Here is a 23,021-nt window from a genome sequence, read left to right as displayed (position 1 = left end):
TCTCCGGTGGTCGCGGCATGGGTAATGGCGAGAACTTCGCCCTACTGGAGAAGGTTGCCGACAAACTCGGGGCCGCCATCGGTGCGTCGCGCGCCGCGGTCGATGCCGGTTTTGTCAGCAACGATATGCAGGTGGGGCAGACCGGCAAGATTGTGGCTCCTGAACTGTATATCGCCGTGGGCATCTCCGGTGCGATCCAGCATCTGGCAGGCATGAAAGAGTCCAAGGTGATCGTGGCGATCAATAAGGATGAGGAAGCGCCGATCTTCAGCGTGGCCGATTACGGTCTGGTGGCCGACCTGTTTGAGGCCTTGCCGCAGCTCGAAGCGAAGCTCTGATCCCACATTTGCCCGTCAAGAGGTCATCATGCGCGAATCCATGGAGTTTGATGTTGTCATTGTTGGAGCCGGTCCATCAGGGCTCAGCGCTGCTTGTCGCCTGATGCAGCAAGCGCAGGCCGCCGAGCGGGAGCTGAGCGTCTGCGTGGTGGAGAAGGGCTCGGAAGTCGGCGCGCATATCCTCTCAGGCGCCGTGATCGAGTCCCGCGCGCTGGATGAGCTGTTTCCCGACTGGAAGACTATGGGCGCACCGCTCAATACCCCGGTCACCGCGGATGAGCTCTACCTGCTCAAGAGCGAGAGCGCGGCAAAGAAGCTGCCCAATGCGCTGCTCCCCAAAACCATGCACAACGTAGGTCACGGCCTGAACAACTATGTGGTGAGCCTGGGTAACCTCTGCCGCTGGCTGGCGGAGCAGGCCGAAAGCCTCGGCGTTGAGGTGTTCCCCGGCTTTGCTGCCGCCGAGGTGCTGTACAACGACGACGGTTCGGTAAAAGGGATCGCCACCGGCGATATGGGCGTGACCGCCGCCGGTGAGCAGGGCCCCAACTACATGGAGGGGATGGAGCTGCATGCCAAGTACACCCTCTTCGCCGAGGGCTGCCGCAGTCATCTGGGCAAGCAGCTGATCGAGCGGTTTGATCTGGATACACAAGCCGATGCCCAGCACTACGGTATCGGCATCAAGGAACTGTGGGATATCGAGCCGGGTAAACACAAGCCGGGCCTGGTGGTACACGGCTCCGGCTGGCCACTGACCGATGCCACAGGCGGCTTCTTCCTCTACCACCTGGAGAATAACCAAGCGGTCGTGGGGTTGATCGTCGATCTCAACTACACCAACCCCTGGCTCAGCCCGTTTGATGAGTTCCAGCGTCTGAAGCACCATCCGGTGCTCGCACAGCATCTCGAGGGGGGTAAACGGGTTGCCTATGGCGCCCGCGCCATCACCAAAGGCGGCTTCAATGCCCTGCCGAAGATGACATTCCCAGGCGGTTTGCTGATCGGCTGCGATGCCGGCACACTCAACTTCAGCAAGATCAAGGGCACGCACACGGCGATGAAGTCCGGCATGCTGGCTGCCGAGGCGGTGTTCGAGGCGATTACGGCCGAAGAGGCCAACACCGAACTCACCACCTTTGCCGACAAGTTCGAAGCCAGTTGGGTCTATGACGAGCTGTTCCGCTCACGTAACTTCGGCCCGGCGATGCATAAGTTCGGCCCGATCCTCGGCGGTGCGTTCAACTTCATCGACCAAAATATCTTCAACGGCAAACTGCCGATCACCCTGCACGACGACACACCGGACTACGCCCAGCTCAAGCCCGCCGATCAGTGCACGAAGATCGACTACCCGAAACCGGACGGCAGGCTGAGCTTTGATAAGCTCTCCTCGGTGTTCCTCTCCAACACCAACCATGAAGAGGACCAGCCCTGCCATCTGACACTGAAAGATCCGAACATACCCATCAGTCAGAACCTGCCGATGTTCGCAGAACCGGCGCAGCGTTACTGTCCAGCCGGGGTGTATGAAGTGGTGGAGGATGAGTCCGGTCCGCGGTTCCAGATCAACGCGCAGAACTGCGTGCACTGCAAAACCTGCGATATCAAGGACCCGGCCCAGAACATCACCTGGGTGGTGCCTGAAGGCAGTGGAGGACCGAATTACCCGAATATGTAAACCCTTTGGCCACCTATAAACCACCAAAGGTTCAATACGAGAATAAAAAGGGAAAAACAGATAGGGAAATTAAAACGTTTAACACCCTTTCAATAAAAATAATTATTATAAACAGGTGCAAAATGAACATTTCTCTTTCAGCCTTTGATCACAAGATCTCGGGCGTTTTGCCATATGAACTGTCCAACTTTCTCATTCACAAGAATTTTGGGGAGCACTACCTTATTCAGAAAAAAGCCAGCGCGCCTGTCTCAGAGTTGAAATTCAAGCGCTTTGGCAGTCTCTGCATCTCGGAGCTCAGTTACGGCTCCGAAGTCCAGCTCAAGATCCCGCCAATGGGTGACTTCTATCACCTTCAGATTCTGCTTGCCGGCAGCTGTGTCTTGCACAGTCAGGGCCGGCAGATCGTGTTAAGCGCCGGCGATTCGATCATCCACGCGCCCAATGCAGAGTACTCCACCATCTACTCCGCCGACTGCAAGAAATTGATCGTGAAGATCCCCAAAGACTTTCTGCAGCAAACCGCGCGGGAGTTCGGTTATCTGACCTCTCAGGAGCCGATTCGCTTTGACAGCACACCACTGGTATTTCCAGCCTCGGGACCGGCTTTTAACCTGCTCAACGACATCCTGTCACAGGATAGCCAGCGCCATTGCGAACGTGTTGCGCTCTACTATGCCAAGTTGCTGGGCAATGCCATTCTCGACACCTATGACAACAACCTGGACCACAGCGACAGTCTGTCCGGTTCGCACCATCGACATATCGAGCAGATTCGCGATCATGTGCTGGAGAATCTGACCACCGATATACCGGTAGCCGACCTGGCCCGTCTGTGCCGTATCAGCCGCAAATCCCTCTATAACCTGTTCGAGCGGGAAACAGGTCTGACGCCCTCTGCGTATATCCGCCGCCTCAAGCTGGAAACCATCCACGCTGAGCTAAGCCGCAACCTTCGAGTGCGCAATGTGACCGAGGTCGCCCTTAAATACGGCTTTACCAATCTCGGCCGCTTCTCGGCCCAGTATCGTGAGCATATCGGTGAGTTGCCCTCTGAAACGCTCCGCCGTCTAAGCCGCTAACCCCCTTGCGAGTGCAAAAAAAACAACCCGGGGAAGGGGGGCCCGGGTTGTCGTAGGGTTCCGATATTCAGGTGGATCAGAACTTGTACATCGCCATCACCTCAACCTGCTGACCGGCAGGGCGCAACGAGCTGCCGGCTGACGTCGGCGGACGGTTGGCCGCATTCTGGTCACGCCACTCAATACCGATGTCCAGGTTCGGCAGGTAGGTGTAGATCAGGTTTACGGTTGACTGCTTCAGGGTATCCTCATCCATGGAGGCCGCTACCTCGTCGGACTCTACCTGGCCATAACGCAGGTTACCGCGCAGCTTGTCGCTGAAGCGATGGCTGATACCTGCGGAGAAACCGGTCAGGGTCACAAGATCACCGTCAGCATTCACTTCGGTTATGCCTGAAGCACCGGTTGCGCCCATATAGCCCCAGCCTGCATATACGCCAGCACCCTTACCGTTAAAGGCACTCAAGGCAAGACTGGTATTACCGAACTTGAACTTGCCTGCGAGCGAGATAGCCGCACCGTATTCAGATTCGCCATCGCCGCTGACGGTCGGAGTGGTATCCACTTCACGGCCGGTTACCGCTACGTTGAAGGCATGCCCGCTTTCGGTACGGTAGGTGTATGCAGCGACCAGATCAGGGATATCCGCATCGCTATAGACAGGGTCCTGCAGAGTCAGGCGCAGGCCGCCGTTGGTGTAGTGCATAACCAGATCGGGGCGGATGACCGCACCGTTACCGGCCACAGTACCGATACCCAGTCCCCAGAAGTTCAGGGTTTCTACGTCAAACGGTGCGTTGGCGAAGAACTGACCGTTCCAGGTCTGCCCGACGGTCACGTTATCCACACTCAAAGTGGCGTGACGCATGCGCCAGGCATAGGTGCTGTCGGTAGTCGTGTTGTTATCCCAGAAGTCGCCTTCCAGAAAACCGCGAACCTTGTGGCCTTCGATCATTTTGGTGGCGGAAAAGTTGACACGTGACTGACGTGCACTGCCTTCGAAGGAATCATCGCCCTCATCCGGCATGGTGAAAACACCCTCGGCCTTGACGTAACCACCAACGCTGAAGGTAGTGCCGTTGAACTCACCGAGCTCAACCGCTGAAACCTGAGAGGAGATACCGGCCACCATAATGGCCAGTGCCAATTTATTTCGAATCGTCATCTTTGTACGGCCCTCGTTATTATGTTTTATAAGGTCGATTCAATATCGCAAAGGGCCAAAATTACGGATATACAAATAGTGTAATCTTTGTACACACCGTGGAACTTAATTATGTATATGATCACCTCTATTCAATTATCCAATGGTTAAAATCAAAATTCTTATAATGTTGTCGGAATTTTTAAATACTTCATGTTCAATTGATGACCTGCCTAAGCATTACCCTGATGAGCGTTCAACGGAGGGACGTGAGCTGGAGGACGTCGCCAAATCGTCATACAGCGGATGCTAGAATGCCGCCCCATGACCGCCACCGCCCCAACACATGGCTCTCCTGCACATACCACCGGCAAACACCGCATCTTGCGTTGGTGTTTGAGCCTGCTGCTGACTGCACTGCTGATAGCCGGGGTAGAGACCACGCTTGGATGGCGTCAGACATTATCGGCCTGGTCTGGAGTACCACTCTCGACGCTGTTGATGCTCGCTGTGGCAACGCTGGTCAGTTATGCGCTGCGGGCCTGGAGAGCGTATCTCTATTTCGGCCGCCATCGGGGACATCCGTTTCTCGCCTATCTGCGCATCAACCTGTTGCACAACGCGCTGAACAACCTACTGCCGATGCGCCTTGGCGAAGCGTCGTTTCCGTTGCTGATGAAGCACCGCTTTGAACTACCTGTATTGAGCACAGCGGCAGGACTTGCCTGGATCCGACTGATGGATCTGCACTGGCTGGGGCTGCTGCTCTCGCTACTGGGCATCAGGCTGATTGGCCCGATCATGATGCTGCCTGCCCTGCTGCTGCCAACCCTGCCGTTTATCCTTATGCGCTTTTCGGCGTCGATTACCCGCTGGCTACCGGGGCCCCTGAAGTCTCTGGCCCGCATGCTGGCCGAACACGGACCGCTCAGCCCAGCGCTTGGACTTAAGCTTTATCTGCTCACAGCACTGCTCTGGAGCCTCAAGCTTTTCGTGCTGATGCTGGTGATTCAGCACTTTATCGACATTCCCGGCGTACAGGGGCTGCTGGCGATTATCTTTGCCGATCTCAGCAGCGTACTGCCGATCCACGGTTTGGCCGGTGCCGGCACCTTCGAAGGCGCCATGTTGGCCGCGCTGCTGCCGTTCGGCATAGCCGCCGAGGCCATTCTGCTTGCCGCCGTTAACCTTCACCTCTATATGCTGGGCGTGACGCTGGTGTCCATTCCAGTGGCGCTGATGCTGCCAGAGTGTGCCACTCGAACCCGTTTATCCGGCAAGCTCGGGATCATTACTGAAACAAAGTCGTAACCCCTGCGTCGCCAATCCGTCAACACTTCGCTATAGCCTTGTCATCCGTCAGTAATCAACGCGAGACGGATAGCATGCAGAAGTCGCAGCAACCTTCCCTTTCCATCGTGGTGCCCATGTACAAGGAGGAGGAGAACGCCCGTCTGTTGGTCCAGCGTGTACACGAGGGGCTTAGGGGTTACGGCGGGCGCTGGGAGATCATCTGCGTCGATGACGGCAGCCCCGACAACACCCTGTCCGAACTACGCCGTACGCGCAACGCGTTCGGCCCCCATGTCCGCATTATCACCTTACAACGCAATTTCGGTCAGACCGCCGCCATGCAGGCCGGTATCGATGCCGCCCGGGGCGAGTTGATCGTAACCATGGATGGCGATCTGCAGAACGATCCCAGCGATATCCCGCGCATGGTTCAGGAGTTAATCGAGCGCGATCTCGACCTGCTTCAGGGCTGGCGTCGCAACCGACAAGACGCCGCGCTCAAGCGCAAGCTGCCCTCGCGCATCGCCAACCGGCTTATCGGTAAAATTACCGGACTGCGCCTGCACGACTACGGCTGCAGCCTGAAGGTCTATCGCGCGTCGATACTGCGTCAGATTCGGCTGTTCGGGGAGATGCACCGCTTTATTCCGGTCTGGGTGGCCGGCGTCACCGCACCTCACCGTATTGGCGAAACCGAAGTGAGTCATCACGCACGCCAGTTTGGCGAATCCAAGTACGGTATCAGCCGTACATTCCGCGTGCTGATCGACCTGATGTCAGTGTTTTTCTTTCTCAGGTTTCGGGCCCGCCCCGGCCACTTCTTTGGCTCCATCGGGCTTGCCTCGGGCATTATCGGCGGCACGCTGATGAGCTGGCTGCTGTTCGTGAAGTTTGCCCTCGGCGAGGATATCGGCGGACGTCCCATGCTGATCGTCTCGGTGTTACTGCTGCTGATGGCGCTGCAGTTTCTCACCACCGGCGTAATTGCCGAGATGCTCAGCCGCATCCTGTTCCAGGGAGGCTCATCATCGAGCACATCGGTAAATAACTACGTGGTGCGTGAAAGCGACACCGCTGAGCGCTGGTTTGAAGATCAGGCACCCACCGGCCACACCGGCAGCACCTGGGCCGAGAGGGCTGCAGGTTGAACCGTATTCGTCTCGATCACCCGCTGTGGCTGCTGCTGTTTCTCAGCGTCGGCTTCGTGTTCAACCTCTGGTCTGTCCCGCTGTTTGATGTGGATGAAGGCGCCTTCTCGGAAGCCAGCCGTGAGCTGCTTAACTCGGGCATCTGGTCGGCGACCTATCTGGATGGCGAGCCACGCTATGACAAGCCGATCCTGACCTATTGGTTTCAGGCCACCTCCATGGCGCTGTTCGGTATTAACGAATTATCCCTGCGCCTGCACTCGGTGATCTGCGCGCTGCTTTGGGCGGGTGCGATCTACGCGTTCTGCCGCGAGTTCATCGACCGGCGCAGCGCACGTGCCGCTGTACTGATATTCAGCACCACCCTGCTGATTACGCTGATCGGTCGCGCCGCCACGGCCGACTCGCTGCTCAATCTGCTGATCGCGCTGACGTTCTTTGATATCTACCGCTACAGCTGTTACCGAAAGCCTACCCACCTGCTTCGGGTATGGCTCTGGCTCAGCCTTGGCATGCTAACCAAAGGCCCGGTGGCCGCCGGTATCCCCCTGCTGGTGAGCATGATCTGGATGTTCTCGCTCGGTCAGCAAAAGCTCTGGACGCGCTCCATTTTCAGCCCTTGGGGTTGGTTGATCCTGTTGAGCATACTCGCGCCCTGGCTGGTATTTGTCTGGCGCGAGCAGGGCAGCGGCTTTTTTACCGGGTTTCTGATCGAGCATAACCTCAACCGGTTCAGCGCTACCAAAGAGGGACACGGCGGTTACTGGTATTACTATCTGGTGCTGCTGCCTATCGTCATGCTGCCCTGGTCTGGCCTGATGCTGGGGCTTTTCAGGCGCGCAAAGGCGCTATGGCTGCGCCCGTTCGAGCGGCTACTGATCATCTGGTTCGCGGTTGTGTTTGTGCTGGTATCGTTATCACAAACCCAGTTGCCGCACTATGTGCTCTATGGCATCACGCCACTGGTCATCCTGTTCGCCAAGTATCGACGCGTGCTCGCCCGGGGCCGCTGGCAGTGGCTGCTGCCCGCCTTGCCTCTTGCACTGCAGATCGCGCTTGTACTCTATGCAGCCCCTCTGGCCGAGTCCCAGAACAACCTGTACCAGCGCGAAATGCTGGCTCAGGCCCCAGAGGTGTTCGATCTGCATTACGCCCTGTTGCTGGCCGTTGCCGCGGGCCTGACCCTGATGATCGGCATGCTCGGATTGTCGCAATGGAAACGTCTGGCACTGGCCGGGCTTGTCCAAAGCGCCACACTCTTCCTGCTGCTGTTACCCGCATTGGCCGAACTGCAACAAGCGCCGGTAAAACGGGCCGCTGATGTTGCACAACGCATGGGCGTTCCCTTCGTTGCCTACCGCATCCATATGCCCAGCTTCAGTCTGTACCGCGATGCCATCACAGAACGTCGCGCCCCACAGGCCGGTGATTACCTCTTTACCCGCGCTGATCGCCTCGACGATCTGCAACACCGTTTCGGCCCTGACGCGATCGACGTGTTCTATCGGGAGGGCGGCATTGTTTTGGCTCAGGTGCTACCCGAGGATGCACGACATGAATGAGATTTTCGCTTCGTTACGCGATGTTCGTCCGACCCTATTAAACCGATTGCTCAGCCAATCACTTCTGCCGCAATCACACACCCCCTTGAGCACACCCGTGCCTTATATCTGCATCATCCTGACATCAGGCGCTTTCATGTTGATGGCGACGCTACTCTGGATGTTTGGCGGCTACCATGCCGCCTTTCACACCCTGAACGACCTCGGTGCACTGCTGCCAGATACCCTCTGGTCGGCGATGACGCTTCTTGGCGATACGCAGGTCGCATTCGCCGTCCTGCTGTTCGTACTGTTCCGCTTTCCACAGCTGCTGCCGGCCACACTGATCGCAGCCATACCGGCCACGCTGATCAGCCATGGGCTCAAGCATGCGACTGATCTCGATCGTCCAGCCGCTGTGCTACCGCCCGAGAGCTATCACCTAATTGGCAGCATGATCAAGCATGGCAGTTTCCCCTCCGGCCACTCCACAACCGCTGGTGTTATCGCTGCCCTGTTCATCGTAATCGCCCGCAGCCGGGCACAACGTAGCCTGGCTATCACTGCGTTCGCACTGGTCACCGTCAGCCGTGTGATGGTTGGCGCACACTGGCCGATCGACGTTTTGGTCGGGGGTGCGATCGGGCTGATATGCGGGCTGGCGGGGTATGAGCTTGCCACCCAATACCGCTGCTGTCGCACCGCCAAGAGCCAGTGGCTGGCGATGCTCCTCCCCTTCTATGCCGTGCTCGCCATGCCGTTTCATGACGGCGGCTATCCTTTGGGTCACGGTCTGATTCTGCTGCTGGTCTTGATAGGCGCCCTGCAGTACCTCAAGCAACTGCAGCGCCCGGCTTCGGGCGCCAGTGTCTCCAACGCTTTCGGGTTCTGACCCTATGCTGTCGTCACGTCCGGTCAACGGTATTGCCGGTTATCTACTGCTGTCTGTCATTGTAATGGTGGCTTATCGATTGCTGGTGATCGACTTGACCCCCGTACATCTGTTTTTTGATGAAGCCTACTATCTGAGTTGGGCACAAACACCAGACTGGGGGTATTACTCCAAACCGCCGATGGTTGCCTGGGTGATCTGGCTCACCACAACCCTCTTGGGCGATGCCGAATGGGCGGTCAAAGCCGGTGCCGCTATGCTCTACGGGCTAACCGCCCTGTTGGTGGCCGATACCGGTCGTCTGCTGTTCGACCGCCGCACCGGCGTATTCGCAGGCTTTATCCTGCTACTGATGCCGCTGGTCAGCTTCAACAGTCTGTTTATCACCACCGACGCACCGCTGCTGTTTTTCTGGGCGCTGGCCATCCGTCTGTTCCTGCAAGCGGAGTCCTCGAATGGGCTGATCTGGTGGTGTCTTGCAGGTCTCGCGGGCGGCCTTGGCTTGCTCTCCAAATACACATTTATTCTGCTGCCGGTCAGTTTCCTGCTGCTGGCGGTGTTCTGCGAACGCGGACGCGCGCTGCTGCGCACTCCGGGATTCTGGCTCGCTTGCGCCTTGGCCACTGCCTGTCTGCTGCCTAACCTGTACTGGAACTACCGACACGACTTCATCAGTTTTCAGCACACGGCCGAGATCTCCCATCAGGGTGAGAATCCCGTCAGTCTGACACGGTTACTGGAGTTCTGGCTGGGTCAGGCGGCCGTTTTCGGCCCTCTGCTCGCCCTGACCCTGGTATCGGCACTGCGATGCAGGAAAGGCGTCTCGCGCTGCGACGGCGAGCGCTTCGCCTGGGCACTGTTCTGGCCCACCTTCATTGTGATTTCCGCTCAGGCACTGTTAGCCCGTGCCAATATCAACTGGGCCGCACCTGCGTATATCGGTGGGGCGCTGGTCGTCGCTTACCACCTCAGCCACACCACTCGCCGATGGTGGCCACCACTGGCGCTAGGCGTCAACCTGCTGCTGGCACTGATCTTTTACCATTACGTGTTCATCCTGAACCTTGCCGGGATCGAGCCGGGTCGTCACAGCAACCCATATAAACGGGTCATGGGCTGGCCCGCGCTCGTCGCTCAGCTACAGCCTGAGTTTGACAGTCGGCCGGATATTCCACTGGCCAGCGACTCTCGAAGGCTGTTGGCTTACTTCGGCTACTACCTGTCGCCCCACCGCTATCAGGGCTATGCCCTCAATAGGGATGGGCACATCGATGATCATTACGAGCTGATGCGCTCAATTGACCGTGATTCGCCGCAACGCCTGCTGTTTGTGAGCCAACACCTGGGTACCGAGGCATTACTGCGCTACTTCGATCATGTGGAGAAGATCGCTACCGCTCACGTCGATATCTTCGATGACTTCAGCCGAAACGCGCAACTCTACCTCGTCACGGGGTATCGCGATGGCGAGGCGAATATGGCCAGTGATCAGGAGGTGCGAAATGCGCATGCTAAAACGCCGTGATATCCGCCTCTTCATCCTCTGTGTGCTCATTTTCACCCTCTGGCCCTCAATCGACCTGTGGACCAGTCGCCTGTTTTACACGCCAGAAGAGGGCTTTATCTATGAAGATCTGCCGATTTTTCAGCTTGTCTACGCCCTGTTTGCCAAGCTTCATTTTGTGCTGCTGCCGCTGTTGATCTATCAGGCTGTTCGACTGAACCGCCACCGAAACAGCAGCCCCTTTCAGCGGCGCGCTGCACTGTTTCTTTTGTTATCGCTGCTTTTGGGCCCGGGTATACTGGCCAACGTGATCATCAAGGACAACAGTATTGGTCGGGCCCGTCCGTCGCAGATCGTTGAGTTTGGCGGCCAACACGACTTTGCTGCCGCTTTCGAATACTCGGGCGCCTGCGAAAAGAACTGCTCGTTTGTCAGCGGTCACGCCGCGATGGGCTTTTGGCTGATCAGCTTCGCCTGGGTCTGTGCGTCCGGCAGACTTTTTGTGGCCGCCTGCACGGTTGGCGCACTGGTGGGCCTGACCCGAATCGTACAAGGCGGGCACTTTCTCAGCGATGTGGTGTTTGCCTTCTGGCTGATCTATTTCACCAATCTGCTGCTTGGCCACTGGATGATGCTACGCTCACCCTACGCTACGCCGAAAAACGCCTTGGCGGGTCACTGGGCCTAACTTCAACCAAAAAACCATACAAAAAATCCAGTTTCTGTTCGATTTGTACAAGCCTTAGTCTTCTAAATGCATTCTGAGCCAGAATACCTGCTCATAAAATGAAACCTCGTTTGAATAACAACTATTACACGCGAGGTTGAGTGATGTTCAGATTCGACCCATTCTCCCCGGAGATCGACGCCAACCCCTTCCCGGCGTACAAGACTCTTCGGGATGAATATCCCTGTTTCTGGAGCGAAGAGGCCAATATGTGGGTGCTCTCCCGCTACCAGGATATCGTTATGGCGCTGAACGACTGGGAGACCTTCTCCTCGGCGAAGGGCAACCTGATGTCAGAGATGCCGGGGCGCGCCGGCGCTACCCTGGGCACCTCCGATCCTCCCCGCCACGACCGTATGCGTGCGCTGATCCAGAAAGCGGTGATGAAGCGTGCGCTGGACCACATCATCGAGCCTGCCCACGCCGCCGCACGCGCACGGCTGGAAGCAGTCAAGGATAAGCAGCCGTTCGATTTCGTCGAGGACTTTTCCGCCAACTACACCGTCGATCTGATCGCGTATCTGTTCAACCTGCCGGCTGAAAATCTGGACACGGTGCGTGAAAAAGCGGTGTTGATGGTGCAGTCCGACCCGGTTACCCGTACCAAGTCGCCGGAGCACCTGGCTGCGTTCGAGTGGATGCGCGACTACGCCGACACCCTGGTGGAGATCCGCAAACGGGAGCCGGGCGAAGACCTGCTCAGCCAGTTCATCCTGGCCGAGATCGACGGCGAGAAGCTTGAGGATCGGGAGATCCAGCTCACCGTCACCACGCTGATCATGGCGGGTATCGAGTCGCTGTCCGGATTCATGAGCATGCTGATGAAGAACCTGACCGACTTCACCGATGTACGCGATGCGCTGGTGGCCGATCCGTCCAAGATCCCCGACGCAATCGAGGAGAGCCTGAGATTCAACACCTCGGCTCAACGCTTCAAGCGTTGTGTACAGAAGGAGATCACCCTGCACGGCCAGACCCTCAAGCCCGGTGACTTTGTCTGCCTGGCCTATGGCTCAGGCAACCGGGACGAGCGTCAGTTCGCCAATCCGGACGTGTACGACCTGGAGCGCAAGCCGAAGGGGCACCTGGGCTTCGGTGGCGGCGTCCACGCCTGCCTCGGCATCGCAATTGCTCGCCTTGCGTGCAAGGTCGCGGTTGAGGAGATCCTGGCGATGTACCCGACGATCCACAGCGTCGAGCAGGAGATCCAGTGGATGCCGTCATCCACCTTCCGCAGCCCGCTGCATCTGTGGCTCAAGGCCTGATCCCCGGCCACTCAACGAAGCGCCCCGGTATCCGCCGAGGCGCTTACCGACAACAGAACATCCGGAGAACAAGAAGATGCCTAAAGTGGTATACGTAGATTTTCAGGGTAACCGCAACGAGTTGGAGGTTGCCAACGGCATGACCCTGATGCAGGGAGCGGTGATGAACGGACTCGACGGTATTGAAGGCGAGTGCAGCGGCTCCTGCGCCTGCGCCACCTGTCACTGCTATGTCGACGAGGCCTACCTCGACAAGCTGCCTGAGATGAGCGAGAACGAGGATGAATTGCTCGATGGCACCGCCAGCGAGCGTCTGGGTACCAGTCGCCTGAGCTGCCAGATCCGGATGACGGATGACCTGGACGGCATCGTCGTTCAGCTGCCTGAGGAGCAGTAAGATGACAGGCGTCGTGATCATCGGCGGCGGTCACGCCGGTTTTCAGTGCATCGACAGCTTACGCAAGGGCGGCTATACAGGCCCGATCACGCTGATCGACGCCGACCCGCACCTGCCCTACCAGCGACCGCCCCTGTCCAAGGGCTATCTGCTTGAAGGTGCCGCCCCCGACACGCTGCTGTTCCGTACCGCAACCTACTACAGCGAGCAGTCGGTTGAGCTACACCTGGGCGTCGCGGCCACCGCCATCGACCGGGACAACCGCTCGGTCACACTGTCCAACGGTGTGAGGCTCAGTTATGACCAGCTGGTACTGGCGCCGGGCGCCAGCATCCGCCCGCTGAAGGTACCGGATGAGATCGCCGGCCAGGTGCACTACATCAAGACCCTGGGCGATATCGACCGCATCAGCGCCCAGCTCAGCAATGCTCAGGATCTGGTCGTCGTTGGCGGCGGCTTTATCGGCCTCGAGTTTGCGGCCACCGCCTGCAAGCTCGGCAAAAAGGTCAGCGTGCTGGTGCGCGGCACAGGGCTCATGAACCAAAACGTAACGCCGGAACTGTCCCAGTTCATGCTGGAGCAGCATCGCGCGCATGGCGCCGATATCCAGCTGAACACCAGCATCGAGACGGTTTCACGCCTCGACGACGGCAGTTTCGAGATCTTGACCACTGATGGTCGCACTCTGAGTTGCGACATGCTCGTGGCCGGTATCGGCGTTACTCCCGATACGCGGCTGGCCGAAGCGGCGGGACTCGAGTGCGATGACGGCATCATCGTCGACGCCCAGTGCCGCACCAGCGACCCAGTGATCTATGCCGCTGGCGATGCCGTCTCGTTTGCACATCCGCTGGCGGACAGGCCGATACGAATCGAATCGGTGCAGAACGCCGTCGATCAGGCCAAGGTGATCGCGGCCACTATTTGTGGTGAACAGGCGGAGTACGACTCGGTGCCCTGGTTCTGGTCCGATCAGTACGAATTCAAACTACAGATGGCGGGGCTGCATGCAGGCTACGACCGCGTCGTCCAGCGCGGAGCGACCGAGAGCGGCAAGTTCACGCTGTTTCTGTACCGGGGCGATAAGCTGATTGCAGTGCACACCGTCAACAAACCCGCCGATCATATGGCAGCACGCAAGTTGCTGGCCGCCGGTGTATCGCCGAGCTTCGCTGAAGCGGCGGACGAGAGCCTGAAGCTAAACGGGCTATTGAAACGTTAACGACTCGTAACCGAAGCGGGGCATTGCCGGTTAAGTCAGGTGAACTACGCGCCTGACTTTAGTCCCGCAAAAGGGGGCGGTCTAATGACAAGATGTCCAGCCCCCGGTCGCAACCCAGATCATTCAGCCTCTGGCGCTGCAGCAGGACGCCCAACATCCGTCTATGAAAATCGAGGGCCTGGGTGAGACGTTGATTCACGCAACCTTACGCTTTATCCCACATCAGATCGCACTCATCTTTGGCAGCGGCCGCCAGCAGTTCGAGTAGGGGATAGGCGTGGTTGGCAAGACTCACTTTCTGATCTTCATCCTCTTGGCCTTCCGACAGCTCGTCGTCTGTATCAGCAGGTATCGGCTGTTCGTCGAGCGCACGTTTCAAGTTGTTCAACGCCTCTGGAATATCGGCGGCCAGGATAGCGCCGGGCACGACATCGCTGTGTCCCATCATACGGATCATGGTCAGTGCTACATCGCCCAACATCGTGATATTGGCATAGGCATCGGTTCTAAAGGTAATGAGCATGAGCACCTCGGCAGATAATGGGGGTCGCCTTAATAGTGTAGTCGAGCCGGCAGGGTGTCGATCGGTTCTGCAGCCTGGCTACTAATCCGCAATCCCGGAAAAGTGGCAAGCTTTCATGCAATATCGTTCAATACCGCCCGCCGCGCCCCGGCTAATCTGGCCACTCCCCCGCTACAAAAAGGTTACCAGATGCTGTCCGTATTGATCCCGATGATGATCTTTGCGCTGGTCGGCGCGATCACGCCAGGGCCTGTGAATCTGGTGGCCACCAGTGCCGGTGCCCGTTTCGGCAGTCTGCGTGCACTGCCCCATGTGATCGGTGCCACGCTTGGATACACCCTGGTCGTTTACCTCTGCGGCATCGGCGTCGGCGAGTTGATCGACCTTTACCCGGTCGTACTCGATACACTGAGGTATGCCGGTGCCGCACTGCTGCTCTACCTGGCCTGGAAGATCGCCACCACCTCCCCCACAACCCGGACACAGGCATCACAGGAGCAAGCACCTCGCCTGATGCAGGGTGCCCTGCTGCAGATCCTCAACCCCAAGGCCTGGCTGGTTGCGCTTACCGGTATCAGCCTGTTCGTGAGCCTGCATCCCGATCCGGCTCTCTCTCTGCTTCTGTTCTGCGCCGTGTCATTTCTGGCCTGTTTTATCGGGGTCGGATTCTGGGCCTGCGCCGGGCAGCTGATAGGGCGATTTCTAGCCAGTCAGCGTGCACAAATGTACTTCTACCGCTTGATGGGCGTGTTGCTTGGCAGTACCGTTGTTACCCTGTTCATCTGATGGGGGGCATGGATGTGGCGGAACCAACTCAGTTTTTTACCCGCAGCAGCGCACTGCCGTTTGTCGAGATACGTCGCGCCAACCGCTCCAGCGCCTGCTACGACAAGCACTCCCATGACGAGTTTTCCTTCGGCGTCATCGACGCCGGCGCAGCCAATTATCTGAACCTGGGCCAACGCCACGCCATCGCCAGGGGAGACACGGTTACCATCAACCCCGGCGATACCCACTCATGTAATCCGCAGGCAGGCAGTTGGTCGTACCGCATGCTGTTCGTCGATACCCAATGGATAGCGGGCCTGCAGCAGGAGCTCCGCGCCAGTGCAGATGACTATCGCCCCTTCGAACGGGACTACGAGCGCGATCTGCGACTTTTTCAAGGCTTCGATGCGTTGTTTAATACATTGATGCGAGACGATGACACGCTGGCCGCCGAAAGCGAGCTGATCGACTGGCTGACGCCTGTATTCAGCACCGGCGGGATCACCGAGCGGCGCACTGCGGGGTTGCAATCGCTGATCCCGGTGCGGGAGCTGTTGATGGACAGACTGGACGAGAACCTGCCGTTGGAAGCGCTCTGCGAGGTCAGCGGCCTGAACCGCTATCAGCTGATCCGCAGCTTTCAGCGTCACTATGGCATGGCGCCGCACGCCTGGCTGCTGGATCAGCGGATCAAGCGCGCCAAGCAGCTGCTGCGTGAAGGTACGGCGCTGATCGATACTGCCCAGCGCCTTGGCTTTTCCGACCAGGCGCACTTTCATCGGCACTTCAAGCGCCGCACAGCGGTGACGCCCGGTCAGTATCAAGCCTGTTTCGTTTGACGCTTAGCCTTTAGGGCCAAACAGGAACCAGAGAATCAGCCCCAACAACGGCAACAGCAGGATCGCCACCACCCAGATCACCTTGGCACCGGTACTGGCGTTGCTCTGGATTGTTTTGATGATGGCCATCACATCCAGCACCAACAACAGCAAACCAAATATTCCCGTTACTTCGATTCCCATATCAATTTCTCCATAAATCCATGATATCGCTGGCACTATGCATGACCTTGAGCACTGCCAGATGCTACATTTCATCTCATATACTCCGTCTTGGGCAAGCCAAACAGAGAAAAGAGTTCACGGAACAGAAATCACAGGTGAGGCACGATGAAACTGGTCAGCAACAGCTTTAACGATGGTGCTCCCATTCCGACCCGATACGCGTTCGGAAAAATGGACACCCAGACCCATGTAGCACTGTCGGATAATATCAACCCTCATATGGCATGGAGCGAGGCCCCTGAGGGCACCCGGTCCTTTGCCCTGATCTGTCATGACCCGGATGTGCCCAGCAAAGGCGACGACGTCAATCAGGAGGGCAAAACCGTCCCCGCTACTCTGCCCCGTGTCGATTTTTACCACTGGGTACTGTTCAACATACCGGCCACCGTCAGCGAGATCGCCGAGGGCAGTCATTGCAACGGTGTAACGCCGCGCGGAAAGTCTGGCCCTGAAGCACCGCAGGGGATGATGCACGGGATCAATGATTACACGGCATGGTTTGCAGGCGATGCGGATATGAAGGGTGACTACTTCGGCTACGATGGCCCCTGCCCGCCCTGGAACGACGAGCTCATGCACCACTATGTATTCAGCATCTATGCGCTGGATACCGATCAGATCGAGGTTGATGGCGAGATCAACGGCAAGAACCTGTATGACGCCATCGAGATGCATGTGATCGACGGCGCCAGCATCCGCGGTACTTACACGCTGAATCCAACGTTAGAACCCTGATTGACCAACGGCCGGGCACTGGCCCGGCCATTTGACACCCTGCCTGCCGCGCCCGGTGGGCCCACTCCGAGGAGCGGATGCAGTGGAGGCTATCCACCCGGTACCCGAGCTTGTCTGGGCTATCTTCAGCCTGTTACTTGTAGCACTCAGTGTCTACCTGGTATCTCGACGCACTCACCTGCCGTTTACCGTGATGCTGGTCGTGGTCGGAATCGCCATCAATTTCATCGGCCATGAAGTTCCCGCGCTGTCCCATATAGAAGACACCCTGAGCATATCGCCCGATCTGATTCTGTTCGTCTTTCTGCCGACCCTGATATTTGAGTCCAGTTACAATCTGGATGCACGACAGCTTCGCCACAACAGCGCACAGATTCTCGCACTGGCGATACCCGGCCTCCTGCTCTCGACCGGGCTGATCGGGGTGATCATATGGCAAGCGCTGGATATCGATCTGATCGCCGCCCTGCTGATGGGTGCGCTGTTAAGTGCCACCGACCCGGTAGCGGTTATTGCACTGTTCAGACAGATAGGCGCCCCCGGACGCTTATCGACCCTGATCGAGGGTGAAAGCCTTTTCAACGATGCCACCGCGTTGGTGGTCTCCAAAATATTGCTGACCACGCTCGCCATAGGGGCCCTCTCTCAGGACCAACTCGTCGGCGGGGTGTTCAGCTTTGTCACGCTCTTCGCAGGCGGCCTGATATTCGGAGTATTGCTGGGCTACCTCACCGGGAAGTTGATCGGCTGGATCGATTCGGACCCCATCGTGGAGATTGGGCTCACCACTACGCTTGCCTACCTGTCGTTTTTGATCGCTGAAGAGGTGCTACATATCAGCGGCGTCATGGCGACTCTGGGCGCGGGCCTGACCATCGGCACCTGGGGCAAGCTGCGCATCACATCGTCCGTAAGGGTCTACCTTGAGCATTTCTGGACAGTGTTGGCCTTTACCGCCAACGCCTTTTTGTTCCTGCTGCTGGGCATGCAGGTCGACATCCCCTCGCTGGCCTCCTCCTGGGATCTGATCCTGTGGGTGATCGTAGCGATGCTGGTCTCTCGGGCGTTCGTTATCTTCGGCCTGTTGCCGCTGTTCGACCGACTACCGAAAGTCGACCCTGTGGGTATCGGATATCGCTTCATCATGTTCTGGGGCGGTTTGCGCGGCGCGATTGCGCTGGCGATCGTGCTCAGTCTGCCGGACTACCCCTTCAAGGAGCTGTTCGTAGCACTGGTAACCGGTGCAGTCCTGTTTACGCTGCTGGCACAAGGGCTCACCATGCAGCCACTGCTGCGCCTGATGAAACTCGACCAGCCACCGCTGGCAGACCGGCTGGCACTGTTAGAGCGTGAGATCACCGCCCATCAACGTGCGATCAAGCGGTTGCCGGCACTGCATGAGGGCGGCCTGTTTTCAAGCCGGATTACCCAACGGCTCAACCACCGCAGCCAGCAGGCGATCGCCCACGCCAAACATGAAATTCACCGCCTGCGCGAGGAACACCTCACCCCAGTTCAGGAGTTCAACCTGTTCTTCCTGCGCGCACTCACAGAAGAGAACAGCTATTACCGGGAAATGTTTGAGCGCGGACACTTAAGCGAATCGGTCACCCGCAGACTGCTGATGATGCTTGAACACCAGATCGACTCTTTGCGCTACGACAAGGCGTTTCACAATGGCAACAGCCGCTTGCAGTACGAGTATATCGAGCACTGGCTGTTCAGTCGTTTCAGCAATACACCTGTTCTACGCGCTATCGTCGAACACATGCGACTTGTGCGTATAAGCCGGTATTACGAAACGGTCTGGGGACACTTTCAGGGCAGCCGTCACGTTCTCCACTCGATCGATCAACTCTCACGCATCGACTCCACGCCAACCGAAATCGTTTCCCGCGTCCGTGAGCACTACCGCCATTGGAACCATCTGGCAACCGACAAGCTGCACCGACTCAATCACGACTTTCCGGAGTTCGCTCTACTGATGCAGGAGCGCCTGGGCAAACGTATCGTACTGTTATCCGAGGTCGAAACCACGCGGGAGCAGGCGCGTCACGGCACCATTCCACAGGGTATGGCAGAAGAGATCGAGGCTGATCTGATTAAACAACTCAAGCGCCTTCGCGGCCATGCGGTGCAACTGCTCAATGACGATCCCGAGCAGTTACTCAAACGTGTTCCGCTCTTTGCACGCCTCCCGGACAATCAGCTGCGCAAGATTGCCACGGCCTGTGAGCCGATTACGCTGGAGAAGCACGACTACCTGGTCCATCAGGGCAGTCGCAATGACACGTTGTTCATCGTCAGCCGCGGTACTGTGCGCCTACAACACTACACCGACGGCGAGGAGCATCGACTCAGCACGCTTATCGCAGGCGACAGCTTCGGCGAGTCGGCGCTGCTTGGTGAGGGTCACGCAGACGTTTCAGTCATCGCCCAAACCCCTTCGCGCCTGTACACCTTAAGCCGGGAGCGTCTGGGACAGTTGATGCAGAAGGATCCCGAACTACGCGATTTTCTGGCCGAACGTGACCACCGCCTGAAGAAGATACACGATCAGAATCACACCGTGGCACCAGGATAGGGCTTCAAACGATGCTGATCCGCACCAACGCAGGGCGTTAAAAACACCCTTTTTCATACCGCCCTCAGCCATACGGGCTGTAAAAGAACAGCTTAAACTCTCTGGCATGGCCTTTGCTGTGACATTGCAGAGTTTTACAAACAGTTATTTAAGGCAACGACGCCTCCGGCCCCACCCATGCGGTATCCACGTGGGGCCGGAGGCGTTTTCGTTTGGAGAAGGGATACTATGCGTTGGATAACTTATCCGGTGCGGTTGCTGCTGCATCAACTGGGCCTGCACGGATTGATCGGCCTTGTGGCGTTGCTTCCGCTGGCGAGCTTCGCTCTGTATATGACCACTAGCTACTCGCTTCTGCCAAGCCTTTTGATCATTGCCTATCTGTCGATGTCTGGCCTTTGGATAACGCTGTTCGAGCTTTCCTTACTTCAGCATGATTGCGAGGCGCAGGCAGAGGGACAGGGAATCCCGGGTGCTACCGAATATCTGATCCTGAAACCCCTGTCGCGCGCATTCTATGCATCGGTTACCCGTGAGCGCCGTATACAGCAACGCTTGCAGCAAAAGCTGGATGAGATCTCACACGCCTCACATGAACTTGAGACCAGCGCCGAGCAGGTAACACACAGCGCCGAATACCAGCGCGATGCCGCCAGCACCGCATCGGCTGCCGTCGAAGAGCTCAACGTCAGCATTCTGGAGGTGACGGAGCTTGCGAACAACTCCCGGCAAAGCAGCATCGCAGCGACCGAGCAGCTTCAGCAAAGCTGTAAGGAGCTGCTGCAATTGATTGACGCCATATCCGCAATGGCACAGCAGGCGCTATCAACCAACGAGTTGATGCGCCAGCTCAGTCATAACTCTCAAACCATTAATGAGATGTCCTGTGTTATTCAGGGTATTGCCGACCAGACCAACCTGCTGTCATTGAACGCAGCGATAGAGGCAGCACGTGCCGGCGAGAGCGGACGCGGGTTTTCGGTGGTTGCAGACGAAGTAAGGCGACTGGCCAAGAGCAGCCAGCAATCTGCCGCCGAGATCAGCCGCAATATCGACGACATACAGACCCACATACAGGAAGCAGGGGCGCAGATGTCGAGCCTTTCCACGAAAGCCGAACAGAGCGTGCAGGTATCTGAAGCGGTCCGCACGCTGCTGGAAGGTGTGCGTTCACTCACCGACAGACTCACCGAAGAGGTGGTTCAGGTGGCCGTCAGCACCGAACAGCAGAGTCAGGCTGTTGCCGAGATTGCCAACCTCGCCGACCAAGTATCGCAGGGCAATGCCGAGAACCTCAGATCCGCCGATCAGGCCCGCACCATAGCGCACCACCTCGCCCACCTAACGGAGCCTCAACAATGACTGCGTTAACTCAAATTCCATGGACTGAACTGACCTTCGCCGCGGCGGTGTTTGCCGTAATGCTCACGTTTTATATTTTGTATCGCGCAGCTGAACGCAGCAAACGTACGCTGATAATGAGTAATCTGGAGCAACTTAATCTGCTGCGCATGCTGCTTGCAGACTTTCAACGTCACCGCGGCCTGAGCGCCGGTTTAATATCGGGTGACCAAAGCCTGCGCGAAGATCTCACCCGTGTGCGGGCGCGTATCGATCAGTCCATTGAGCAGGCCCAAAAACTCGATACCCGCCATCCTAACGACTGGAAAGCCCTGATCGCACAGTGGCGTGCACTGAGGGCTGACCAAAACCGTGACGCAGACAGTAACATGCAGGCGCATCACCAGCTGATTCGCGACACTATCTTTCTGATCGAAGACATCGCCAGCGAGGTCGACCTCTCCTGTGGCCGTGACGAACTTTCCTACCTGATCTGCATCTGGCATGAGGTTGTTCAAACAGCCGAGTGGAGTGGTCAAGCGCGGGCGCTTGGCACCGGTATCGCCGCCTCGCGCAGCAGCAGCGCCGCCCAGCGTGTACGTCTGCGATTTCTGCATCAGAAAATTACTCACCTTTCGCGCGCTGCATTTGGCACACTTCAAAGTAGCTTCGCGAGCAAGGAGCGGCTGCTTCATTGCCAACGCGCGGTTGACGGATTTCTGCACTGTATCGAGCAGGAGCTGCTGGGCATTGATAATCCGAGCATTGAAGCCAAGCGCTACTTTGATCAGGCAACCGGCGCCATTAACGAGTTACTCGCGCTGGTCGATGCGGCACTGAATGAGCTTCATCAGTTGCACGGTAAACAGCGTTAATCCTCGGCATCAGCGACCGGCACGCGAGGTAATCCCGCATTACGAAATACTATATCCGCCATACGAAACATGAGATTATCTGCGGCTAAACCGGCAATAGCCGAGTCATGCACGGAGAGAGGCAGATGGCGGGAAAACAGTCCGACTCGCGAATTCAGGTGATCGATCGCGCCGCCGCGCTGATGGATGCGATCTCCCGCTACTCGAAACCGGTCAAACTGAAGATGCTCAGTGCCGACACCGGCCTTCACCCGTCGACCGCTTACCGAATTCTTAACTCGCTGACTGACAACCGATTTGTCGAGCGGGACTCGAACGGCGATTATCGACTCGGGCCACGGATGCTTCAGCTGAGCAACCGGCTGCATACCGATATCGACCTGCGTGCGGTTGCCCTGCCACATATGGAAGCCTTGCGGGACAAACTGGGCGAGACGGTCAACCTCACCATCCGCGAAGGTGATGTGGTGATCTACTTCGAGAAAGTCACGCCGAACAGAATGATGCATGTAAACCAGATCGTCGGTAGCCGTGCGCCATTGCACGTCACCGCCGTCGGCAAGCTAATGCTGGGAATGGGTGGTGAGGAGGAGATTCGTGCCTACGCACAGCGCACCAACCTGCCTGCCTACACCCGCAACACCCTCTCGTCCCTGGATGCGCTGACTGAGGCCTGCATCAGCAGTTATCAACGGGGCTATTCGCTGGATGACGAAGAGGCTGAACTCGGGGTGGGTTGTATCGGCGTTCTGATACACGATCGCACAGGCAAGGTCACTGCGGGGCTGTCGGTATCGGCCCCTATCGAGCGCCGCAAGATCAGTTGGATTGAGGATATCCAAGCCGCAGGTGAGGCGATCTCACATCAGCTCGGCTATCGGCCTGAATAGCCGAGTC

General features: G+C 57.7%; 22 protein-coding genes. 19 read left to right on the top strand and 3 right to left on the bottom strand.

Features of this window, described 5'->3' with window-relative positions; translation table 11 throughout:
• From ADIMK_RS18020 to ADIMK_RS18010, 3 genes are all read left to right on the top strand, one after another.
• A partial coding sequence (locus ADIMK_RS18020; protein WP_036191083.1) for an FAD-binding protein occupies positions 1–338 on the top strand: 338 nt, incomplete at its 5' end.
• Positions 339–366: 28 nt separating this feature from the next.
• Positions 367–2,019 (top strand): electron transfer flavoprotein-ubiquinone oxidoreductase, encoded by a 1,653-nt coding sequence (locus ADIMK_RS18015; protein ID WP_255344309.1) that lies wholly within the window; start codon positions 367–369, stop codon positions 2,017–2,019.
• 122 nt (positions 2,020–2,141) lie between these two features.
• Positions 2,142–3,101 carry an AraC family transcriptional regulator gene (locus tag ADIMK_RS18010; RefSeq protein WP_036191056.1) on the top strand — a complete coding sequence of 320 codons (960 nt, stop codon included), beginning with the start codon at positions 2,142–2,144 and terminating at the stop codon, positions 3,099–3,101.
• A gap of 76 nt (positions 3,102–3,177) precedes the next feature.
• Here the strand turns inward: ADIMK_RS18010 and ADIMK_RS18005 are convergent, their stop codons facing one another.
• A complete protein-coding gene (locus tag ADIMK_RS18005; RefSeq protein ID WP_036191055.1) occupies positions 3,178–4,266 on the bottom strand; it encodes a hypothetical protein in 1,089 nt (362 codons plus the stop codon).
• A gap of 303 nt (positions 4,267–4,569) precedes the next feature.
• On the opposite strand from ADIMK_RS18005, the gene ADIMK_RS18000 reads away from it, so the two are divergent.
• From ADIMK_RS18000 to ADIMK_RS17960, 9 genes are all read left to right on the top strand, one after another.
• Positions 4,570–5,556 carry a lysylphosphatidylglycerol synthase domain-containing protein gene (locus ADIMK_RS18000; RefSeq protein ID WP_051693096.1) on the top strand — a complete coding sequence of 329 codons (987 nt, stop codon included), beginning with the start codon at positions 4,570–4,572 and terminating at the stop codon, positions 5,554–5,556.
• A gap of 74 nt (positions 5,557–5,630) precedes the next feature.
• A complete protein-coding gene (locus ADIMK_RS17995; protein ID WP_036191053.1) occupies positions 5,631–6,686 on the top strand; it encodes a glycosyltransferase family 2 protein in 1,056 nt (351 codons plus the stop codon).
• Positions 6,683–8,248: an ArnT family glycosyltransferase gene (locus ADIMK_RS17990; RefSeq protein ID WP_051693095.1), complete on the top strand. Its 1,566-nt coding sequence runs from the start codon at positions 6,683–6,685 to the stop codon at positions 8,246–8,248. Before ADIMK_RS17995 ends, ADIMK_RS17990 begins: the two co-directional genes overlap by 4 nt.
• Positions 8,241–9,119 (top strand): phosphatase PAP2 family protein, encoded by an 879-nt coding sequence (locus ADIMK_RS17985; protein WP_051693094.1) that lies wholly within the window; start codon positions 8,241–8,243, stop codon positions 9,117–9,119. Before ADIMK_RS17990 ends, ADIMK_RS17985 begins: the two co-directional genes overlap by 8 nt.
• A gap of 4 nt (positions 9,120–9,123) precedes the next feature.
• Positions 9,124–10,644, top strand: a complete 1,521-nt coding sequence (locus tag ADIMK_RS17980) for an ArnT family glycosyltransferase (protein ID WP_051693093.1) — start codon at positions 9,124–9,126, stop codon at positions 10,642–10,644.
• Entirely contained in the window at positions 10,622–11,311 is a 690-nt protein-coding gene (locus ADIMK_RS17975; RefSeq protein ID WP_036191050.1) for a phosphatase PAP2 family protein, read from the top strand. Before ADIMK_RS17980 ends, ADIMK_RS17975 begins: the two co-directional genes overlap by 23 nt.
• Before the next feature lie 143 nt (positions 11,312–11,454).
• Positions 11,455–12,615 carry a cytochrome P450 gene (locus ADIMK_RS17970; protein WP_036191048.1) on the top strand — a complete coding sequence of 387 codons (1,161 nt, stop codon included), beginning with the start codon at positions 11,455–11,457 and terminating at the stop codon, positions 12,613–12,615.
• Between the two features lie 76 nt (positions 12,616–12,691).
• Complete coding sequence (locus ADIMK_RS17965) at positions 12,692–13,012, top strand: 2Fe-2S iron-sulfur cluster-binding protein (RefSeq protein ID WP_036191046.1); 321 nt, start codon at positions 12,692–12,694, stop codon at positions 13,010–13,012.
• A gap of 1 nt (position 13,013) precedes the next feature.
• On the top strand, positions 13,014–14,234 hold the full coding sequence (locus tag ADIMK_RS17960; RefSeq protein WP_036191044.1) for an NAD(P)/FAD-dependent oxidoreductase: 1,221 nt from the start codon (positions 13,014–13,016) through the stop codon (positions 14,232–14,234).
• 205 nt (positions 14,235–14,439) lie between these two features.
• On the opposite strand, the gene ADIMK_RS17955 is transcribed toward ADIMK_RS17960, so the two are convergent.
• Complete coding sequence (locus ADIMK_RS17955) at positions 14,440–14,757, bottom strand: DUF1840 domain-containing protein (RefSeq protein ID WP_036191042.1); 318 nt, start codon at positions 14,755–14,757, stop codon at positions 14,440–14,442.
• Between the two features lie 54 nt (positions 14,758–14,811).
• On the opposite strand from ADIMK_RS17955, the gene ADIMK_RS17950 reads away from it, so the two are divergent.
• Both ADIMK_RS17950 and ADIMK_RS17945 read left to right on the top strand, forming a co-directional pair.
• The gene (locus ADIMK_RS17950; RefSeq protein ID WP_231517083.1) at positions 14,812–15,543 is read left to right on the top strand and encodes a LysE family translocator; all 732 of its coding nucleotides are present in this window, start codon (positions 14,812–14,814) and stop codon (positions 15,541–15,543) included.
• Between the two features lie 14 nt (positions 15,544–15,557).
• Positions 15,558–16,364: an AraC family transcriptional regulator gene (locus ADIMK_RS17945; protein WP_231517082.1), complete on the top strand. Its 807-nt coding sequence runs from the start codon at positions 15,558–15,560 to the stop codon at positions 16,362–16,364.
• Positions 16,365–16,367: 3 nt separating this feature from the next.
• Here ADIMK_RS17945 and ADIMK_RS17940 read toward each other — a convergent pair whose 3' ends face one another.
• Complete coding sequence (locus ADIMK_RS17940; RefSeq protein ID WP_036191036.1) at positions 16,368–16,547, bottom strand: PLDc N-terminal domain-containing protein; 180 nt, start codon at positions 16,545–16,547, stop codon at positions 16,368–16,370.
• Positions 16,548–16,694: 147 nt separating this feature from the next.
• Here ADIMK_RS17940 and ADIMK_RS17935 point away from each other — a divergent pair, with 147 nt between their 5' ends.
• From ADIMK_RS17935 to ADIMK_RS17915, 5 genes are all read left to right on the top strand, one after another.
• On the top strand, positions 16,695–17,324 hold the full coding sequence (locus tag ADIMK_RS17935; RefSeq protein WP_036191034.1) for a YbhB/YbcL family Raf kinase inhibitor-like protein: 630 nt from the start codon (positions 16,695–16,697) through the stop codon (positions 17,322–17,324).
• Between the two features lie 82 nt (positions 17,325–17,406).
• Positions 17,407–19,908 carry a cation:proton antiporter gene (locus ADIMK_RS21495; RefSeq protein ID WP_051693092.1) on the top strand — a complete coding sequence of 834 codons (2,502 nt, stop codon included), beginning with the start codon at positions 17,407–17,409 and terminating at the stop codon, positions 19,906–19,908.
• Between the two features lie 228 nt (positions 19,909–20,136).
• Complete coding sequence (locus ADIMK_RS17925; RefSeq protein WP_036191031.1) at positions 20,137–21,270, top strand: methyl-accepting chemotaxis protein; 1,134 nt, start codon at positions 20,137–20,139, stop codon at positions 21,268–21,270.
• The gene (locus ADIMK_RS17920; protein ID WP_036191029.1) at positions 21,267–22,124 is read left to right on the top strand and encodes a nitrate- and nitrite sensing domain-containing protein; all 858 of its coding nucleotides are present in this window, start codon (positions 21,267–21,269) and stop codon (positions 22,122–22,124) included. Before ADIMK_RS17925 ends, ADIMK_RS17920 begins: the two co-directional genes overlap by 4 nt.
• Before the next feature lie 125 nt (positions 22,125–22,249).
• Positions 22,250–23,014, top strand: coding sequence for an IclR family transcriptional regulator (locus tag ADIMK_RS17915; RefSeq protein ID WP_036191027.1), 765 nt, complete (start codon positions 22,250–22,252; stop codon positions 23,012–23,014).
• Positions 23,015–23,021: the final 7 nt, after the last annotated feature.

The sequence above is a fragment of the Marinobacterium lacunae genome (assembly GCF_000705555.1).
Classification (GTDB): domain Bacteria; phylum Pseudomonadota; class Gammaproteobacteria; order Pseudomonadales; family Balneatricaceae; genus Marinobacterium_D; species Marinobacterium_D lacunae.
This window is presented reverse-complemented; position numbering and strand designations above follow the sequence as displayed.

What these genes read in the sequence shown, in the direction of transcription:
- ADIMK_RS18015 (WP_255344309.1), top strand. Translation starts at nt 367, where the DNA reads ATGCGCGAATCCATGGAGTTTGATGTTGTCATTGTTGGAGCCGGTCCA.
- ADIMK_RS18010 (WP_036191056.1), top strand. Translation starts at nt 2,142, where the DNA reads ATGAACATTTCTCTTTCAGCCTTTGATCACAAGATCTCGGGCGTTTTG.
- ADIMK_RS18005 (WP_036191055.1), bottom strand. Translation starts at nt 4,266, where the DNA reads ATGACGATTCGAAATAAATTGGCACTGGCCATTATGGTGGCCGGTATC.
- ADIMK_RS18000 (WP_051693096.1), top strand. Translation starts at nt 4,570, where the DNA reads ATGACCGCCACCGCCCCAACACATGGCTCTCCTGCACATACCACCGGC.
- ADIMK_RS17995 (WP_036191053.1), top strand. Translation starts at nt 5,631, where the DNA reads ATGCAGAAGTCGCAGCAACCTTCCCTTTCCATCGTGGTGCCCATGTAC.
- ADIMK_RS17985 (WP_051693094.1), top strand. Translation starts at nt 8,241, where the DNA reads ATGAATGAGATTTTCGCTTCGTTACGCGATGTTCGTCCGACCCTATTA.
- ADIMK_RS17980 (WP_051693093.1), top strand. Translation starts at nt 9,124, where the DNA reads ATGCTGTCGTCACGTCCGGTCAACGGTATTGCCGGTTATCTACTGCTG.
- ADIMK_RS17975 (WP_036191050.1), top strand. Translation starts at nt 10,622, where the DNA reads ATGCGCATGCTAAAACGCCGTGATATCCGCCTCTTCATCCTCTGTGTG.
- ADIMK_RS17970 (WP_036191048.1), top strand. Translation starts at nt 11,455, where the DNA reads ATGTTCAGATTCGACCCATTCTCCCCGGAGATCGACGCCAACCCCTTC.
- ADIMK_RS17965 (WP_036191046.1), top strand. Translation starts at nt 12,692, where the DNA reads ATGCCTAAAGTGGTATACGTAGATTTTCAGGGTAACCGCAACGAGTTG.
- ADIMK_RS17960 (WP_036191044.1), top strand. Translation starts at nt 13,014, where the DNA reads ATGACAGGCGTCGTGATCATCGGCGGCGGTCACGCCGGTTTTCAGTGC.
- ADIMK_RS17955 (WP_036191042.1), bottom strand. Translation starts at nt 14,757, where the DNA reads ATGCTCATTACCTTTAGAACCGATGCCTATGCCAATATCACGATGTTG.
- ADIMK_RS17940 (WP_036191036.1), bottom strand. Translation starts at nt 16,547, where the DNA reads ATGGGAATCGAAGTAACGGGAATATTTGGTTTGCTGTTGTTGGTGCTG.
- ADIMK_RS17935 (WP_036191034.1), top strand. Translation starts at nt 16,695, where the DNA reads ATGAAACTGGTCAGCAACAGCTTTAACGATGGTGCTCCCATTCCGACC.
- ADIMK_RS17925 (WP_036191031.1), top strand. Translation starts at nt 20,137, where the DNA reads ATGCGTTGGATAACTTATCCGGTGCGGTTGCTGCTGCATCAACTGGGC.
- ADIMK_RS17920 (WP_036191029.1), top strand. Translation starts at nt 21,267, where the DNA reads ATGACTGCGTTAACTCAAATTCCATGGACTGAACTGACCTTCGCCGCG.
- ADIMK_RS17915 (WP_036191027.1), top strand. Translation starts at nt 22,250, where the DNA reads ATGGCGGGAAAACAGTCCGACTCGCGAATTCAGGTGATCGATCGCGCC.